Annotated in this window: 11 protein-coding genes; 7 read left to right on the top strand and 4 right to left on the bottom strand. The window is 52.5% G+C overall.

Annotated features, from left to right (window positions below; genetic code table 11):
- Positions 1-568: 568 nt before the first annotated feature.
- Together ACLTXB_RS03235 and ACLTXB_RS03230 are read right to left on the bottom strand one after the other, a co-directional pair.
- Entirely contained in the window at positions 569-1,387 is an 819-nt protein-coding gene (locus ACLTXB_RS03235; protein WP_428226105.1) for a DUF6138 family protein, read from the bottom strand.
- Between the two features lie 13 nt (positions 1,388-1,400).
- Positions 1,401-2,516, bottom strand: coding sequence for a hypothetical protein (locus tag ACLTXB_RS03230; RefSeq protein WP_428226104.1), 1,116 nt, complete (start codon positions 2,514-2,516; stop codon positions 1,401-1,403).
- Between the two features lie 1,214 nt (positions 2,517-3,730).
- On the opposite strand from ACLTXB_RS03230, the gene ACLTXB_RS03225 reads away from it, so the two are divergent.
- Together ACLTXB_RS03225 and ACLTXB_RS03220 are read left to right on the top strand one after the other, a co-directional pair.
- A complete protein-coding gene (locus ACLTXB_RS03225; RefSeq protein WP_317336483.1) occupies positions 3,731-4,873 on the top strand; it encodes an exonuclease SbcCD subunit D in 1,143 nt (380 codons plus the stop codon).
- The gene (locus tag ACLTXB_RS03220) at positions 4,870-8,163 is read left to right on the top strand and encodes an AAA family ATPase (protein ID WP_412261078.1); all 3,294 of its coding nucleotides are present in this window, start codon (positions 4,870-4,872) and stop codon (positions 8,161-8,163) included. Before ACLTXB_RS03225 ends, ACLTXB_RS03220 begins: the two co-directional genes overlap by 4 nt.
- Positions 8,164-8,874: 711 nt before the next feature.
- On the opposite strand, the gene ACLTXB_RS03215 is transcribed toward ACLTXB_RS03220, so the two are convergent.
- Together ACLTXB_RS03215 and ACLTXB_RS03210 are read right to left on the bottom strand one after the other, a co-directional pair.
- Entirely contained in the window at positions 8,875-9,087 is a 213-nt protein-coding gene (locus tag ACLTXB_RS03215; RefSeq protein WP_428226103.1) for a hypothetical protein, read from the bottom strand.
- Between the two features lie 271 nt (positions 9,088-9,358).
- A complete protein-coding gene (locus tag ACLTXB_RS03210; RefSeq protein WP_317335102.1) occupies positions 9,359-10,036 on the bottom strand; it encodes an alpha/beta hydrolase in 678 nt (225 codons plus the stop codon).
- A 284-nt stretch (positions 10,037-10,320) separates the two neighbouring features.
- Here ACLTXB_RS03210 and ACLTXB_RS03205 point away from each other — a divergent pair, with 284 nt between their 5' ends.
- From ACLTXB_RS03205 to ACLTXB_RS03185, 5 genes are read left to right on the top strand one after another with little or no spacing between them, the layout of a single operon-like run.
- Complete coding sequence (locus tag ACLTXB_RS03205; protein WP_412261109.1) at positions 10,321-13,476, top strand: DUF3427 domain-containing protein; 3,156 nt, start codon at positions 10,321-10,323, stop codon at positions 13,474-13,476.
- Positions 13,477-13,860: a (deoxy)nucleoside triphosphate pyrophosphohydrolase gene (locus ACLTXB_RS03200; RefSeq protein ID WP_317335101.1), complete on the top strand. Its 384-nt coding sequence runs from the start codon at positions 13,477-13,479 to the stop codon at positions 13,858-13,860.
- Positions 13,850-14,167: a phosphoribosyl-ATP pyrophosphohydrolase gene (locus ACLTXB_RS03195; protein WP_412261075.1), complete on the top strand. Its 318-nt coding sequence runs from the start codon at positions 13,850-13,852 to the stop codon at positions 14,165-14,167. The genes ACLTXB_RS03200 and ACLTXB_RS03195 overlap by 11 nt, the downstream gene beginning before the upstream one ends.
- Positions 14,164-14,622 (top strand): DUF6998 domain-containing protein, encoded by a 459-nt coding sequence (locus tag ACLTXB_RS03190; protein ID WP_317335097.1) that lies wholly within the window; start codon positions 14,164-14,166, stop codon positions 14,620-14,622. The genes ACLTXB_RS03195 and ACLTXB_RS03190 overlap by 4 nt, the downstream gene beginning before the upstream one ends.
- Position 14,623: 1 nt before the next feature.
- The gene (locus ACLTXB_RS03185) at positions 14,624-16,897 is read left to right on the top strand and encodes a DEAD/DEAH box helicase (protein ID WP_412261073.1); all 2,274 of its coding nucleotides are present in this window, start codon (positions 14,624-14,626) and stop codon (positions 16,895-16,897) included.
- Positions 16,898-16,916: the final 19 nt, after the last annotated feature.

The raw sequence follows: 16,916 nt of genomic DNA, 5'->3' as shown, positions 1-16,916 counted from the left end.
CCGTGCGCCCAGATAGGGCGTTGAGCAAAGTAGTGTAAGGCACTACCCCGTAAGATAACACGGGAAACAACCTGCCTAACCGAAAGGCGAAAGCTGAAACGGGAACACAGCACGGCAGGAAAGCAGTAAGTCACCTAAAGATAACTTGGTGCGACTGAACTGCAATGTTAAGTGGATATGAGGCTTAAGTTGGGTTTACTGAACGCAAGTTTCTAATTTCTGTTATCGGTCAGGCGGAGGAAAGTATCTGTAACCTCTGGCACACTGGCGATTGGTTATAGGTGTCAATCAATCGGTTATCAAAAACGGTGTGCAATCTGTAGGAGAACCTATGGCAAGGAAACGAAAGCGGAGACCGACAATCCACATTTGCCTATGCTCAACGCTAACTGGGGATGCCCTAAAGTAAAACGCTGGTTGTGTGCAAAAAATGCCATGTTGCAATCCACAACCAGTGAGTAACTGCTGACCGAACGATAACAGAGCCGGATACATTGAGAGATGTAAGTCCGGTTCCCGGAGAGGGTGGTGCGAACCTACCATAGTAATATGGCAAGGCGGTGCCTCCCTACTCCACCTTCTTGGGCAAGCCGGGAATGGGCAGATAGATTTTCTCCTTTCCTCTGCACTCCACCGAGTAACTGCGGGGGAATTCCTCCTGCTCCAGCACCGCGCACAGGTAGTCCAGGATTTCAGCATAGCACTCCTCCGTGGAGTCCCTGGCGGTGATGCGGATGGTGGCAAAGGCGTCATTGGCCGATGCGGTGAAATGCACCGTCTTACGTTGTTGGATGTCCTTTGGCAATTTGCCGCTGCCGTTGGTTTTCAGTTCCTTTACCATGTCGGGACGGATTTGGGAAACCAAGCCGAGAATGTGTTCGGTGGTGAGGGATTCAAAACTCTGCCCATACACGGTATGGCAGACAGCCACATAGCAGGCAAAGCGCAGCAGTCCTTCGTCCACATCCTCCGGACGCAATTCCGGCCGCACTGCGCAGGGCGGAAAGACGGTAAAGCCATCTTCCCGCTCTCCCACAAGGAAGCAGCGTTCCTGCACCTGCTTTTCTATGTACTTCTCCAACTCATAGCGGATCTCTTCCCAGCCCACCAGCCGCCGCATGGCGTCGCAGATGGAAACCGCATCCTCGCAGGGAAATTCCTTCAGCGGCAGCCGGGAAAGATGCCGCTCCAGCAGCTGATTGGGGAGAAAGGGCGTTCCGTTATGATTTCGCACCACGGTCGGGTAGGCGGCGTGATTTTCACGGGCGGCGCCGCTCAGCACATCCTGAATGCAGAGATCCGCTTCCACCAGCACCTCAGGGTCAGTATCCGGCTTATGGATCAGATAATAACGGCCATGCACGCCGTCACGCTTTGGCAAGCTCATATAGGTTCTCCCCTCAGGTCTGCTGGTGCTGCATGGATACGATCTGGCAGTCCGGGCAGAACTCCACATAAAGCGCGCCCTCTGCACAGTCAAACACCGTATCCCACTGGATCTGGGCCAGGTACTTCATGGGCTTCCCACAGTGGGGGCAGGTCGTATATTCCGCGTCCTGCACCCAGTTGGCAAAGCCGCCGATGGTGTTCACATCCTGGCAGGCCGCGCCGTAAAACAGGGGCACAGGCGCTTCGCCCAGCACAAAGGGATTTTCCGTGAGGGCCTTGTAGTCCTCGGGACTGACATAGCAATCCGTCTTCTCCGCTCCGTCAAAGAGTTCGGAGGGAAAGACCTCCACGCCGCCATCCAGAGTGAACCGGTTGAAGGCGGGGCCTTTGAGGAATCCCACGCAGCTGGGGCAGCAGGTGGCAGTCAGGATACCATCCAACCCCAGAAATTTCAGACGCTCATCCCGGCCGTCCAGCACCAATATATCCACCACGCGTCCGCCGCAGTGGGGACAGGTATCTTCCCGTTCTCGGCCAATGCGGACGGGAGATTTCTCGCCAGTGGTTCCCTTGACCATAGGATAGCAGGTGTCGAAGTTGAGTTGGATTTTCTGGCCCTCCTTGTCGAAGGTCCAGCCTCCGATCTGCGCATAGCTGGATGGGTCTACATAGAGGCCCTTGCGCCAGGGCCGGGGATTTCGCTCCAGCTCCAGCAGAGTTTCCATTGCCTTGTCATCTCCTTGCATAGCAAGGCAACTCATCAGGTTGGAGGCCGCGCTGGAATATTCCGCGGACAACAGCGCATGGATCAGACCATCCCGCACATCGGCGGGAGCGTGATAATAGATCTCACAGGGCCAGAACACCTCTGCGGCCAGTGCCACTCGCTGAATCTCCGGGGTGATGGCATCATGGTAGCCAAGCAGCTGCCAGAAGTCGGCGAACTCCGGGTCCTCCATATCAGCCAGCCTCTGGATGTTCTGAATCAGGTTTCTCTGCTTCTCGGCAATCTGTTCCGGCGTCCAGGCAAGAGCAGCCTTCCGCTCCTGTTCAGATTTGCATTTCCAGCACAATCCCTCATAGCCCAAAGAGGTCCCACAGCCGGGGCAGATGTAGTTTAGACTCATATTTCTTAACTCCTTTCCAAAGGTAGAAAAACGCCCCGCGACACCCTGTCACTTGGACAGGCTGACGCAGGGCGTGAAAAGGCCGCAAGAAAGAAGCCACATCTACCCCCAGATGTGGTTTCCTCCACAGGCAAAATCCATTTTTTATATAGAATCAAAGTTATCTTTAACTGATTCATGTGCATCTCCAAAAACTTTCGCCTACATCACGCATGATTCCATGCGTACAGTGTAAGTTGCTTGTGATATTTTTATATATGGTTAGTTGCTTCTTTCAAATCATAAGGTTGGATGGTTCTTTTCCATCATACCTAATTACATGGAAATTATCAACTAAAACTTGAATTGATAAAATCCCAGAAACTGTTCTCTGTTAGGAAAACACATAGATGATGACTGACAACGGGCGTACCAATTTTTAGCACGCAATATACAAAGAATAAGCACTATAAAGCATATTCAAAAAAGCCCTTGAGACATACTATCAAGAGATGAGTGAAGAAGTGAGCCGCAAACGAGTTTCGTTTTCCCAGAAAATCAATTATTAAAAGAGAAATCAAATACTTCGCTCCCACTTTTGGGCGCTTTTCGTACTTTTATTCCTTTTTTGAAAGAATCCTCGTCGCTGTTTATGATGGTCAATTTTTATAAAAATGTATAACTATTTTACAATCTTTGAGCGAGTTATCCGCACTTTGAGAAGTTATTGGTCATCTTTTTGCGATTATTCGTTTCTAACGCCGGAAACGACTTAAAGAGGTTCCCAGCATTTTTTGTGGTTGTTTATAGCAATTTATAGTCCTTTCCACTCCAAAGCAATTACTTTTTAACGATCTTATTTCCAATGTTTCCGTGTACTCCAACGCTGTCTGTGGTCTTACATGTGGTCAAAGAGCCCTTCTTGACCAGGTGCAGTAAAACTGCCGTTACCTGGTTAGAAGGGCTCTCTTGCATGTTCAGGTTTGGGGTATTGTACCTTCGATGAGATCAAGAAGCAAAGTGTTTTTTCAAGCCAGGCGTATCAATTTTTAACACGCCTATACAAAGAATAACCTCTGCGAAGTCACCTGATTTCACCGGAGGTATTCTACCTTGCTATAGATTTGCTGATTCAGTATAATGGAAAAAACTACATATCAATTACTCGGCTTTGGCCCGACCAATACGATGTGATAGTCATGGTTCCGAACACTGATGCTTTAGGGGGTATTTCGATGAAATTCATTCACCTCTCTGACCTGCATTTGGGTAAGCGGGTCAATGAGTTTTCCATGCTTGAGGATCAACAATACATCCTCACAGAGATCCTCCATATCATTGATACAGAGAAACCGGACGGGGTCCTAATTGCCGGAGATGTCTATGACAAGTCGGTGCCTTCCGCTGAGGCAGTAGCTCTATTGGATGACTTTCTGGTGCGAATGTCCAAACGAAGCCTTCGAATCTTCCTGATCAGCGGCAACCACGATTCTCCGGAGCGCATGGCCTTTGGTGGCCGGCTGATGGAGAGTAGCGGCGTCTATCTGGCTCCAGTTTATGACGGCAAGGTTACTCCCATTACGCTCATCGACGAATATGGTCCAGTAAAAGTTTATCTTTTGCCCTTTGTGAAACCGGCCCATGTACGCCGCTGCTTCCCCGAACAGGAGATTTCCACCTATACGGACGCCCTGTGTGTGGCCATTGAGGCCATGAATGTGGACCCAGTAGAAAGAAACGTATTGGTCACCCACCAGTTCGTTACCGGCGCCACCCGGTGCGACTCGGAGGAGTTGTCCGTGGGCGGGACAGACAATGTGGATGTGTCTGTCTTTGAGTCCTTCGACTATGTGGCTCTAGGTCACATCCACGGCCCCCAACAGGTGAGCCGGGAGACGGTGCGCTACTGCGGTACTCCTCTGAAATATTCCTTTTCGGAGGCGGGACATCAGAAGTCTGTAACAGTGGTGGAGCTGGGGACGAAGGGCACCGTATCCGTCCGCACGGTGCCCCTTGTTCCCCTGAGGGATATGGTTGAGCTGCGGGGTACCTATGAGGAACTGACCTTCCGCGGTTTCTATGAGGGAACAAGTTACCAAGAGGACTATATCCACATAACCCTCACAGATGAGGAGGACATTCCAGATGCTGTGCGTAAACTCCAGATCATCTATCCCTACCTGATGAAGCTGGACTATGACAACAAACGTACCCGTGCGGGAATCTGTCTGGATGGAGCGGAAGACGCAGAGCACAAATCACCTCTGGAACTGCTGGAGGAATTTTATACGCGACAGAATGGACAGCCTATGGGCGAGGAACAACATGCTTTCGCCCGGATGTGGATGGAGCAAATTTGGGAGGAGGGTGAGAAATGAGACCGCTGAAATTGACTGTATCCGCCTTTGGGCCTTATGCAGGGACGGTGGTCATGGATCTGGAACCGCTGGGTGAGCAGGGGCTCTACCTGATCACTGGGGACACCGGTGCGGGTAAGACTACCATCTTTGACGCCATCACCTATGCCCTCTATGGAGAACCCAGCGGAGATGACCGGGACCCATCTATGTTTCGCTCCAAATATGCCAAGCCTGAGACACCCACCCAGGTGGAATTGGTATTCTCCTACGGTGGAAAAACCTATACCGTCCGCCGGAATCCGGAGTATGAGCGTCCCGCAAAAAAGGGTAGCGGTACGACAATCCAGAAAGCAGATGCGGAATTGCATCTCCCAGATGGCCGTCTGATTACCAAAGTCCGAGAGGTCACACGGGAGATTACCGGAATCATCGGCCTCAACCGCAGCCAGTTTTCTCAGATCGCCATGATTGCGCAGGGAGATTTCCGCAAGCTACTGCAGGCTGATACTAAAAGTCGTCAGGAGATCTTCCGGGAAATTTTCAAGACCCGGTATTACATGGTGTTTCAGGAAAAAGTAAAGGGCCAGGCCATTGAACTTCAGCGGGACTGCCAGGCTGCTCGGGCCAGCGTGCAGCAGTACATCGGTGGCGTAGTCTGTCAAGAAGATGATCTGTTGCAGCCCAACCTGCTGAAAGCTCAGTCAGGAGATCTTCCCCTTCAGGAAACTGTTGAACTGATCCAGCGTTTGATCGATCAGGATCAGGAAGCAGAAGGAGTCTGTCAGAAGGATTTGGACCGTCTAGACTGCACACTGAAAGAGACCTCCACCCTGCTGGGGAAGGCTCAGGAAGCTCAAAAGGTCAGAGAAAAGTTGGAGCAGGATCGAAAAGAGCGGGAAATGCTGGCATTGCAGATGGAGGTGGCACAGAAAGCCCTGGAGGCAGAGCAAGAAAAGGTGCCCCGGCAGGAATCCCTGAGGAAAGAACTGGCCGCTTTGGAGGCGGAACTGCCCCGGTATCAGGAACTGTCCAATCAAGAGGCGGTACTGGCTACCTTGGTGGAGAGCATTGAATCGTTGGAGAAAACATGCAGCCAGCAGGCAGAGGAGCAGGCCGCAAAGGAAGGCTTACTGGGAAAGTGGAAACAGGAGCTGGATGGGCTGGCCTCGGTGGATGCAGAGCAGGAACGCCTGCTACGTGAGCGGGATCAGGCCGAAGGCCGCCAAGCCGTGCTGGCCGCTTTGAAATCCCAGATCGAGCAATGGCAGGTATGCCTTCAGAAGATCAATACTGAGCAGCATCAACATGAGGAACTGATCCAAAAACAGAAGGAATTAGCCGCCCGATTGGCCGAAGAAAAGGCGCGCCTGCGGGCCAACCAGGAGACGTTCCAGGCCTCTGCCGGGCTTTCCGAAGAAAAATTGGAACTCCTCCATCGCCAGGATCAGGCTCAGAAGAGACAACAGGCTTTGGCTGATCTGCTATGTGAACTGGACAAATACAACGAAGAGGAAACCTCTTTGCAAGTAGCCCAGTCGGACTATGAGCAGGCCAGAGAGCGGTCCGAACAGTTGGAGGAAACTTATCGACGGAAAAATCGCGCTTTTTTAGACGAACAGGCCGGCCTATTAGCTCAGTCGCTGGTGGAAGGCCAGCCCTGCCCGGTGTGTGGCTCTCTCCATCATCCTACCCCCGCCCGGTTGTCCGGTGATGCCCCTACCGAGGCGGAACTGGAGGAGGCCAAAACCGCATGGGAAGAGGCGCAGCAGAAAACACAGGATACTAGTATGGCTGCCGGAAAGCAGCGGGCTAGCCTCGAAGAGCAGGAAAAACAGTTGATTCGGGCAATGACAGATTATATTGATTCGCCGGTTCTGAGCACAGCTCGTGAGCAGCTTATCGCCTGTCAGATGTATGGGGCGGAAGAACTTGCCCGGCTGCACCAGGTGCTGCTGGAGAAGGAGGCCCAACTCATCCATCGGGAAGAACTGGAGCAGGAAATTACCCGCCAGGCAGACTCTCTGACAGAGTTGGAAGAGCAAGCGGCGGAAATGAAAGAAAGCATCAAGCGGACAGAGGTCTCTCTGGGTACGCTGGACGGACAACGAGCACAGTTGGAGGACAACCTTCATCGGGAACTATTAGCCCATTTACAGGCTTGCTCTCTGGAAGACGCTCCGGCGGCAATTAGCCGGACTTTATCTGAGGTGACGGAGAAAATCGCGCAGATGGCGAGACTGGAGCAAGAATTTGGGGAGAAACCGAAAAAAAAGCAGGAGTTGAATCGGAACATCCCCCTGATGGAACAGGAAATGCGGATGTTGGAGGAGAACACCGGGAAACTGAAGGAGGAGCTGGCCGGTGCCCGTAGCCGGCAGGAGGAACTGTCCAGGCAGCTCCAGACGCTGCGCGGTCGGCTGCCCTTCCCGGATCAGGATGGCGCACGGCAAAAAATCACTGCGCTGCAGGAGGAACTGCAGGCCCTTGCTGCCACGCTGGAACAGGCCAAAAAAACGGTCACAGATCAGCAAAAGGCTCTGGCTGCCGCTGATGCCGCCATCAGAGAACAGGAGGATTTTCTAAAAAGCGCACAGACAGCGGATATGGAGGTATTGCAGCAGAAAAGCGACGAGTTGACCCGGCAGCGTACGGAGACAAGTGAGGCGCAGAAAACCATCCATACCCGCCTGGTCACCAACCAGACCGCACTACTAAATATCTGCGAGAAAGCGACGGACCTGGAACAGTTGGAAAAACGGCAGCAATGGCTGCAGGTGCTCTCGGATACCGTGAACGGACGGCTACGTGACCGGGAAAAAATTGCTCTGGAGACCTACATCCAGATGACCTTCTTTGACCGCATCATCCAGCGGGCCAATCTCCGGTTGCTGGTCATGTCCGGCGGCCAATATGAGCTCAAGCACCGGATGGAGGCGGACAACAACCGCAGCCAGAGCGGTCTGGAACTAGATGTTATCGACCACTACAATGGCTCCGAGCGCAGCGTGAAATCTCTCTCCGGCGGGGAATCTTTCAAGGCATCCCTTTCTCTAGCCCTTGGACTTTCTGATGAAGTGCAGTCCGCCGCGGGGGGCATTCGACTGGACACCATGTTTGTGGATGAGGGATTCGGCTCCCTGGATGAGGAGTCCCTTGCCCAAGCCATCCGAGCCCTCACGGGTCTTACGGAAGGAAAGCGCCTGGTAGGCATTATCTCCCATGTGACGGAACTGAAAGAAAAAATAGAGAAACAGATCGTTGTAACGAAAGAGAAAACCGGAGGCAGCCGGGTAGAGATCGTAGTGTAACGGCTCGCGTGTGTCGCAATTTTGCAAAAAGGAGCAGTTTCCGTGTGTTCTATGGGAAACTGCTCCTTAATTTATGTCGGATACTATAAAAAGTTAGGTGTTATTAGAAGAGTAAAAGGTCCTGTTAAAGTGGGAAGGGATTTGATAGGCGTATTAAATTTTAACACGCAATATACAAAGAAATAGGGAGTCTATGATCAATGAGCAAATTAACTCAAATATAAATACGATATAGCAGACCAATAAACTTCTCCGATAAATTTAATTTTAAGACGCTGAAATTGACATTAAAGCATAAATAAGGTTTTTGTTCTAATTTTCAATCAACCGCTCTGTTTATTGCAACAATTATGCAAAATCAAATGTGGTCACTTGACAGCAGGATGGTCATTAGGCTATGAAAAATTATAACTTTTATTGGATTGTTGTGCGCAGCATTTAGGTTTTTAGGGGGCTTTCGATAATCTTTTCGGAATGTGTTCGCTTCTCTTGCACAAAAATCCCAAACGCTTGAACCAAATTTTTTGTGGTGATTTGTGGTGTTTTTCCGCGCTTTCTGCTCGGTATTAAATATTTTTCGACGCTTTTAAATCCGCTGATTCCACGTGTTCCGGCCCCGACTGTGGTCAAATATGGGGTCAAAAACGCTTCCTGACCAGGGACGGCAGGTATCTGCCAGTCCTGGTTGGGAAGCGTTTTTTGTGAGAGAAGTTACTCGATTTCCAGCAGCTGCTGGGCGGCATCCAGTGCCGCCCGCTTATCCCGGATCTGTGGGTCGTCATACGACTTCCTACGGCACATCCAGCAGGAGCAGTGGATCTTCCCCTTGGACAGTCGTCCGGCGGCACCGTGTTCCCATGCAAGGACGTACTCTTCTCCTCCAAGCTGGCGGAGGATCGTTTCCTTGCGATGAATCGCACGCATGCGCTGTTTGCGATAGTAACTGCGGTCTCTGTTCAATTGTGCTCACTCCTTGACTGTTCGGGCCGCCTGCAAGAGTCGTCAAGGAAACATGCTCTCTTACAGGCAACCTATCGGCCAAGAAGAAAAACGGTGATAACCCATTATTTTAATCCTTTCTGTTGTTTGGGCTATTGTACCTCTGTAGAGAGTGTTAAGCAAGTCTTTTCTGTAGGGTAGGCGTATCAATTTTTCACACGCCTATTCAAAGAATAAAAGGCCTGCGGACTGCGGTCTATCTGTTCAGCAACCACTGAATACCCGCCACCGTCCGCTCGATCTCATGGACAAAGTGGTTTCCGAGATTCAGTTGGAACTCTGTGTCGATACCTTTACTTTTGTAAAAAGCCCGGATCTCCTCTGTATTTTCCTGAACTGTTTTCAGGACTGGATTGCGGGTCTTGTCCTCCCTGTCCCCCAGGGAGAAGTAGATACAATCCGGTCGCCGTTTCGGCTCGTGGGAAAAGATGTATTCTTTAAAACCTGGAAACCACAAGGAGCCGGACATACACCCTACCCGCGAAAACACATCTGTCCGATAGATGGCGTACAGAGCGAATAGCCCGGCCAGCGAGTACCCAGCGATCCCCCGCCATGCCGGAGGACTGGCCAAGTCTTTTTCTGCCCTGGGTATGATCTCCTCCACCAGTAGACGCAGGTAATCATCCGCCCCGCCGGTAAAGGGTTCGCCCTTCTTGAAGGCCGCTGGGCTGTCCCAGGGAGCCATGTCGTGGTTCCAATCCAAGTCGCTGATAGCGACCAGCGTAAACGGTGGATAGCCAGCGGTCTGCGTAGCCTCAAACAGCTGTTGCCCCTCATCGGAGTATGTGTTCAGATAAATCACCGGAGAACCGGGCCTGTTGCTAAGGAAAACAAATACTGTTTTGCCTCCTATTTCAAATGTACGACGCATAGAGCCAACCACCTCCTTGCCTGGACGAATTTTTGATCTAAATAGCTTTGTTTTCATTGTAGCGAAATAAAATAACTCCCGCAAGGGGTATGGCGCCCCCACCAATTACTTTTTCTGATGAGAACCGTGTAGAATAGTCCCATTTATTGTATATTCCTTGTGGTAGAATACAATATCCTTGGAGTTGCCTTTGTGGATATTTGCCAGGAAAGGCTTGTCGAATTCTGGAATTCCGATTATACTGAAGAAAAAACGATCCAACCCAAACGGAGAGTGTGACCAATATGCTTCCTCCCGGCCTGTACGAACAAGTCATCAATACCGCTCTGAACCGCGAGCTTTCGGAGATTCCTGACGCCCGCAAATCGGTTGCGCCCATTGACAAGGCAGAGGCATCGAAAGTACTGGCGCAGTATCTGGCGGATGTGGTACAGAAGGGCCTGGACAACGTACTGGACAACGGTGGAGATATCTCCATGCAGATCAGTCTTGCCAATAAGATCGTAGACCTTATTCAGAACACAACCCAAGAAGCTGACTTTGCCACGCTGAGTGTTGAGCAGCGAGCAGAGCAGCTTCTTGCGCTTTTGCGGGAGCAGGACCCCCGGCTGGCCGTAGGCAAAACGGCTGCCGACCTAATCCGGCCAGAGACCTCCATTGCCCAGAGCAGCCTATTCACCGGAGCCATTCATGAGCCCCAGATGTATACGGAACTGAAAAGGGAGATTATCTCCGCCGACCGCATTGATATGTTGGTGTCTTTTATCAAGTGGAGTGGTCTACGACTCTTAATAGACGAGCTGCGGGAGTTCACACAAAATGGAGGCAAACTACGGATCATCACCACCTCCTACATGGGGGCCACCGATGTGAAGGCCATCGAGGAGCTACGCAATCTGCCCAACACCAAAATCAAGGTAAGCTACGATACCAAGCGCACCCGCCTTCATGCCAAAACCTATATCTTTTATCGGGATACTGGCTTCACCACCGCCTATGTAGGCTCCTCCAACCTGTCCAACGCCGCCATCTCCAGTGGCCTGGAGTGGAATGTGAAGGTTACCCGCAGGGATCTGCCGGAGACTATCGACAAGATCGCCGCCACCTTCGAAAGCTACTGGAATTCCAATGAGTTTGAGTACTACTCGGAAGATCAGAAAGAGCGGCTGGCTCGGGCACTGAAGGCAGAAAAATACTTCGACGCCAACAACGCCGAAGTGTACACTATGGATATTGCGCCCTACTCCTACCAGCAAGAGATTCTGGACAAGCTGGAGGCTGAGCGTACTGTTCGGGGCTACACCCGCAACTTAGTGGTGGCCGCCACCGGCACCGGCAAGACAGTGATCTCCGCCCTGGACTATAAGCGCTTTTGCAAGCAACACACCGGGAAACCCTGCCGGCTACTCTTTGTGGCCCACCGGGAGGAGATCCTGCGGCAGAGCCTGTACACCTTCCGAGCAGTTCTAAAGGATGCCAACTTCGGGGAGCTGTTTGTGGGCAGCTACCGGCCAGAGGGCATTGACCACCTGTTTTTGTCCATTCAGACCTTCAACTCGCAGGATTTCACCGCCAAGACCGCTCCGGATTTTTACGACTACATCGTTGTGGATGAGTTCCACCACGCGGCGGCACCTACCTATCAGAAGTTACTATCCTATTACCAGCCTCAGATCCTCCTGGGCCTGACCGCCACCCCGGAGCGTATGGACGGCAAGAGCGTGCTGCCCTACTTCAGCAACCGGATTGCAGCGGAAATTCGCCTACCTGAGGCCATTGATCGCAAGCTGCTGTGCCCCTTCCAGTATTTCGGTGTTACTGACACAGTAGATCTGAACACTCTGAAATGGAGCGCTGGCGGCTACGACAAAAATGAGCTTTCCAATCTCTACACCCTCAGTGGCGCCGTGGCCAACCGCCGCGCGGATCTGGTGATGTCCTCACTGCTCAAGTATGTCACTGACATTGACGAGGTAAAGGGCCTGGGGTTCTGCGTGTCCATCGAGCACGCAGAGTTCATGTGCCGCTATTTCAACGATCACGGAATTCCGTCCATCTTCCTGACCGGAAAATCCTCCGATGAGGAGAGAAAAACAGCCAAGGGACGTCTGGTAAGCGGTGAGATCCGTTTCATCTTCGTGGTGGACATCTACAACGAAGGCGTGGACATTCCAGAGGTCAATACGGTCCTGTTCCTGCGGCCCACCGAGTCCTTGACTATCTTCCTTCAGCAGTTGGGGCGTGGCCTGCGGCTTTCGGAGGATAAAGAATGCCTGACCGTGCTGGACTTTATCGGCCAGGCCAACAAGCGGTATAACTTCGAGGACAAGTTTGCCGCCTTGCTCTCCAATACCACCCGCAGCGTGACCCGAGAGATCAAGGATGGATTTGTCTCCGCACCCAAAGGCTGCTATATACAGCTGGAGAAGAAGGCCGCCAAGTACATTTTAGACAACATTCGCGCATCCTATGGCAATACCGCTGGTCTGGTATCCAGGGTGGCCAGCTTTGCAGAGGACACGGGCTTGGAGCTGACTTTGGCAAACTTCCTAGATTATTACCACTTGGATCCCAGGGCAATTTACAAGTTTTCTTCCTTCTCCCGTATCTGCGCCCGGGCGGATGCAATCTTGGACTTTAACGAACCGCTGGAGGATATACTCACAAAAGCCCTCGGCCGATTGGCCGTTGTGGACTCCCGGCGCTGGATCCGCTTTTTGCTGGACCTGCTGCCTCGTCTGGACGATGTGGACTTTTCGGCGCTGAGCGAGCTGGACCGGCGGATGCTCCAGATGTTCTATGTGACTGTTTGGGGCAAGGCAGCAGAGAGTTGGGAATCCGATGAGGTTTTGGACAACCTGTATGCCCTCTCAGATAGCCCCGTGCTGTTGGGTGAGCTATTGGACCTGCTCCAATATCGATATGAGCAGATCGATTTCATTGACGAGCCGGTAGAACTGGGCTTTGACTGTCCGCTGGACCTCCACTGCACCTATACTCGTGACCAGCTGCTGGTGGCGCTGGATTTCCTAAAACCGGCCACGGTGCGTGAGGGTGTGAAGTGGTTGCCGGAGAAGCAGTTAGATGTGTTCTTCGTGACGCTGAATAAGGCGGATAAGGACTACTCGCCTACCACCATGTATCACGATTACTCCATCAATGAAAACCTCTTCCACTGGCAGAGTCAGAGCACCACAGCAGCGGACTCTTCTACCGGACAGCGGTATATTCACCACCGGGAACGTGGGAGCAAGATCCTGTTGTTTGTCCGGGAGTTCAAGGCGGATCGAATCACAGGAGGGGCCGAGGCCTATACCTTCCTAGGAACGGCAAACTATGTGAGGCATGAGGGCAGCAAGCCGATGAATATCACTTGGAAACTGGATCGGCCGATCCCAGCGAAGTTTTTGAAGAAAACAAATAAATTGGTGGTGGGATAAATGACAGAGGTAGTTGCAGCCCTGATTTGGGATAAAAACAAATTTATGATTTGCCAGCGCCCGGCCAATAAAGCAAGGGGGCTATTATGGGAGTTTGTTGGTGGCAAGGTGGAGCCTGGTGAAACCAAAAAACAGGCGCTCATTCGGGAATGTCAGGAGGAACTGGCCATCACTCTGAATGTAGGTGAGATATTCATGGATGTGACGCATGAATACCCGGATTTGACTGTTCACCTAACGTTGTTCCATGCGACCATCCGGGAGGGTATCCCTCTGAAATTGGAGCACAACGACATTCGCTGGATTACAGTGGATGAGATTGACCAATATGAGTTTTGCCCAGCAGATGTGGAGATCTTGAGGAGGATAAAAGATGCCTACTAAATCCTATCACAAGCTCGTCCGCGACCGAATCCCAGAGATCATCGAAGCGGACGGTAAAACCTGCGTCTGTGAAACTCTGTCCGATGAGGACTATATATCTCTCCTGGACCAAAAGTTGAATGAAGAACTGGATGAATACCAAGAGAGTAAATCCCTGGAGGAACTGGCTGACTTGCTGGAGGTCATACAGGCTGTCGTGAAGGCCCGTGGTTGGACTGTAGAAGATCTGGAGCGGGTACGGGCGGACAAGGCTACCAAACGGGGCGGATTCGCGAAAAAGATTCTACTGAAGGAAGTGCTGGAATGAGCGAAGCAACGATCCAAGATTCAGTGGCAGCAAAAATCAAGGCACTTTACGAAATATCTCATAATCTGGAGGAACTATTCCCTGGACGGCACTATACGCCGGATGGCCATATGATCGGGAGCATCGGAGAGGCCTTGGCAGCCAGCTATTATAACCTGGAACTCTTTCCCGCTTCAGAAGAAACTCACGATGCGAAAGCGCCTGATGGCCGTCTGGTGCAGATCAAAGCAACACAAATCAACCGTGTTGCTCTTTCCAGTGAGCCAGAGTGGCTGCTCGTGCTGAAAATACATAAAGACGGCACTTTTTCTGAGGAATACAATGGCCCCGGCAAGCTGGCTTGGGAACATTGCGGGAAACTGCAGAAAAACGGTCAGCGGCCTATCTCTTTGGCAAAACTGCGAGAACTCCAATCAGCGATCCCGCAGTCTGATCGACTAAAACAAACGATGTGAGGTGACCTCCATGTCTACTTACCGCTCCGCCTCCGGCAGCAGCGCCGAGGATCTGTTCATTGAACTGTTCTCCGACACCTTCGGTGCTGAGAAAGCCGGCTATCTCTACTCCCAGTACCCTTTCTCCGACATCTACCAGAACAGCCGGTTTGCCGACTTTTTGATTGAGAATGGCGGACGGAAGGTGGCCATTGAGATCGACGATGAGGCCTCCCACAACCCCAAGTTGGTCTCTCAGGACAAATTCTACGATGATCTGCTCAAGCAGAACAGCATGATCTACCTAGGCTGGGATGTGTATCGCTGGGCAGTGCGGCAGATGCAGCAGCCGGAGACGGTCAAGGACGAGCTGCGGGTATTCCTGGGCCAGCACCCCAGTTTCAAGGAGATTGAGGACTACCTCCCCACCCAGCGGGGCAAGTCCCTGGACGGCTCCAAACTGGAGCTGAAGGAGCACCAAAAGCAGGCCCTGGCAGCTCTGGAGGAAATGCGCTGTAACTTTGAAACCATTGCCCTGCTCTACCACGCCACTGGCACCGGCAAAACAGTGACTGCCGTCATGGATGCCAAACGATTTGGAAAGCGCACGCTGTTTCTGGCCCACACGGTAGAGCTGGTGGATCAGGCCACCAAGACCTTCCGGGCACTGTGGCCTCGGGTCACGGTGGGCCGCTACGTGGAGAGCATGAAACAAGGCAACGCCTTTGTGGTATGCGGCAGCATCCAGAGCGTGGCCCTGAACCTGGAACGGTTCAAGTCGGATGACTTCGGCTACATCATCGTGGACGAGGCACACCACGCCTCCGCCGATACATATCAGAAGGTTCTGTCCTATTTCACACCGGAATTTACCCTGGGCCTGACCGCCACGCCGGAGCGGGCTGACGACAAGAATATCCTAGATATTTTCAAAAATACTGCTCACAAGCTGGACATCCAGACCGCCGTGGAGATCGGCGAGTTGGTGCCGGTGCGGTGCATCCGCATCCATACCAATATTGACTTAACCAAGGTTCGTTTCAACAGCGTCCAGTACAACATTCGAGACCTGGAAAGCAAGATCTACGTACCGGAGCGGAACCAGCTCATCGTGGACACCTGGCTCCAATATGTAAAGGACAAGCGGACCGTCATCTTCTGTGCCTCCGTCAAACACGCCCAGGAGATCGCCGGGCGGCTTCATGATGCCGGCGTGGCCGCTGAAGCAGTGTCTGGTGAGATCAAGGCCAGTGACCGTCGGGAGGTGCTGGCCCGGTTCGAGAAAGGCGAGACCAAGGTACTGTGCGCCTGTGACCTGCTCAACGAGGGCTGGGACTGCCCTGCTACCGAAGTGCTGTTTATGGCCCGGCCTACCATGTCCAAGGTGCTCTACACCCAGCAGCTGGGCCGCGGTATGCGGCTGTTCCCCGGCAAGGAAAGCCTGATGGTGTTCGACTTCGTAGACAACGCCAGCCAGTACAACATGCCCTACTCCATGCATCGCCTGTTCCGGCTGAAAGACTACAAGCCCGGTGCGCTGGTGCTGGGCACCAAGCAGCAAAAGGTTGCCGAACAGGGCCTCTACGACCGAGGCGAGCGCCCGGATGCCCTCATCGACTGGCCGGTTGATGCCCTGGACTACGAGCTGGTGGACATCTTCAACTGGCAGGAAGAGGCCGCTGGTATGATCTCCCAGATGGAGTTTGTCCGCCGGGTGGATGTGCAGACGGAGACCATCGAGCGGTATGTCCGGGACGGTCTGCTGGTGCCCGACTTGGTGGTGCCCATGAGTGAACACCGAACCTTCAAGTACTTCAAAGAGGAAACCCTCCAGAAGTATGCGAAACAATATGGCTGGACGCTTATTGACGACTCCAACCGCAAGGATCTGTTCCTGGATATGGTACGGCAGATGGATATGAGTTACTCCTACAAGCCGGTGCTGCTCAAGGCGGTGCTGCTGTTCGCCGACGACAAGGGCCGGGTGAAGCTCGGCGACATCGTCACCTACTTCCGGGAGTTCTACGAGGCCCGCCGGGCGGCTGGGCTGGTGGTGGAAAAGGCCAACAGCATCTACGCCAAGGGCGGCTACACTGACGCCCAGGCCCAGCGGAATATCCTGTCCAACCCCTTCAAGCGGTTTGAGGATATGCAGATGCTCCACCACACCAAGACCCTGGGCGTGATCCAGGTGGACGAGTCTGTCTGGAAGAAGCTGACCCGAGAGGAGAAGCAGGAAATTGAGCGGATCTGTGATGAGAAGCTGGAGCAGTATTATAGTCGTCAAAACATATAACCGAAAGTAGGGGAATGCG

The sequence above is a fragment of the Flintibacter sp. genome, from assembly GCF_046973065.1.
Note: the sequence above shows the minus strand (reverse complement) of the source record. Positions and strands in the feature narration are given on the sequence as shown.

Bases quoted from the DNA above. Each gene is read 5' to 3' on its own strand.
- ACLTXB_RS03190 (WP_317335097.1), top strand. From the start codon at position 14,164: ATGAGCGAAGCAACGATCCAAGATTCAGTGGCAGCAAAAATCAAGGCA.
- ACLTXB_RS03215 (WP_428226103.1), bottom strand. From the start codon at position 9,087: ATGCGTGCGATTCATCGCAAGGAAACGATCCTCCGCCAGCTTGGAGGA.
- ACLTXB_RS03210 (WP_317335102.1), bottom strand. From the start codon at position 10,036: ATGCGTCGTACATTTGAAATAGGAGGCAAAACAGTATTTGTTTTCCTT.
- ACLTXB_RS03195 (WP_412261075.1), top strand. From the start codon at position 13,850: ATGCCTACTAAATCCTATCACAAGCTCGTCCGCGACCGAATCCCAGAG.
- ACLTXB_RS03205 (WP_412261109.1), top strand. From the start codon at position 10,321: ATGCTTCCTCCCGGCCTGTACGAACAAGTCATCAATACCGCTCTGAAC.
- ACLTXB_RS03230 (WP_428226104.1), bottom strand. From the start codon at position 2,516: ATGAGTCTAAACTACATCTGCCCCGGCTGTGGGACCTCTTTGGGCTAT.
- ACLTXB_RS03200 (WP_317335101.1), top strand. From the start codon at position 13,477: ATGACAGAGGTAGTTGCAGCCCTGATTTGGGATAAAAACAAATTTATG.
- ACLTXB_RS03235 (WP_428226105.1), bottom strand. From the start codon at position 1,387: ATGAGCTTGCCAAAGCGTGACGGCGTGCATGGCCGTTATTATCTGATC.
- ACLTXB_RS03220 (WP_412261078.1), top strand. From the start codon at position 4,870: ATGAGACCGCTGAAATTGACTGTATCCGCCTTTGGGCCTTATGCAGGG.
- ACLTXB_RS03225 (WP_317336483.1), top strand. From the start codon at position 3,731: ATGAAATTCATTCACCTCTCTGACCTGCATTTGGGTAAGCGGGTCAAT.